Origin of the sequence: Lactococcus sp. (genome assembly GCF_036648155.1) — a bacterium.
Taxonomy (GTDB): Bacteria; Bacillota; Bacilli; order Lactobacillales; family Streptococcaceae; genus Lactococcus; species Lactococcus cremoris.
The window spans coordinates 1-646 of sequence record NZ_JAVXIY010000035.1; the positions used below are offsets into that span (position 1 = coordinate 1).

Below are 646 nucleotides of genomic sequence, written 5' to 3' on the forward strand. Positions count from 1 at the left end.
CCCACTTATGCCTGAACAGCTTACACATTAGTTTCATTTATATACCCCCAATCCTTTTATAATTTCATCAGCACTCATACTAGCCCAAGGTTCTGGAATTAGTGGGTGTATAATATTGCTGATTTTTTTAACTTCTTTTTCTAGTTCTAAAATTTGAGTTCCTATTGTGATAACAGTTGATAAGCAACCACTTTTAATGCAATCATCTTGAAAATCTTCAAGTTTGGTTATCTTATCGAATAGCTCACTTATATATGGATTCATTCAATCCCTCCCCACCAGTCATTGACCAGCGATATTAGTTTGTCTGTCATTCAATATATCCCCCTAAGTAGAATTGCTCTTTAGTTTCATCAATATCAACATAATGGATATCATAACAATCCAATTTCATTTTACTAGCTTGCTTTTTAGCTTTTTCTTCGGTTGAGAATACTCCTAAAAGTACTATCGTTGAACCATAATCTTCATCATAGGTGTCTGCGGTTAAAACATATACTTTCATCCCTCCACCACTTTCACTAAATCAACTCCGAGGGCTTTGCCTGCGAGGTAAACAATACCGATATTAACTTGGTTTTCATCTGGTAGTAAATATTCCAGTTGCTCTCCAATTTCATAATCCATTTCCCCCGCTCGATATAAC

The 646-nt window shown here is 35.3% G+C and carries 2 protein-coding genes; both read right to left on the bottom strand.

Annotated features, from left to right (window positions below; genetic code table 11):
- Positions 1-33 precede the first annotated feature (33 nt).
- Positions 34-264 (bottom strand): hypothetical protein, encoded by a 231-nt coding sequence (locus tag RSC39_RS11975; protein WP_332537454.1) that lies wholly within the window; start codon positions 262-264, stop codon positions 34-36.
- Positions 265-310: 46 nt separating this feature from the next.
- Positions 311-505 (bottom strand): hypothetical protein, encoded by a 195-nt coding sequence (locus tag RSC39_RS11980; RefSeq protein WP_332537456.1) that lies wholly within the window; start codon positions 503-505, stop codon positions 311-313.
- Between the last annotated feature and the right edge of the window lie 141 nt (positions 506-646).

Bases quoted from the DNA above. Each gene is read 5' to 3' on its own strand.
- RSC39_RS11980 (WP_332537456.1), bottom strand. From the start codon at position 505: ATGAAAGTATATGTTTTAACCGCAGACACCTATGATGAAGATTATGGT.
- RSC39_RS11975 (WP_332537454.1), bottom strand. From the start codon at position 264: ATGAATCCATATATAAGTGAGCTATTCGATAAGATAACCAAACTTGAA.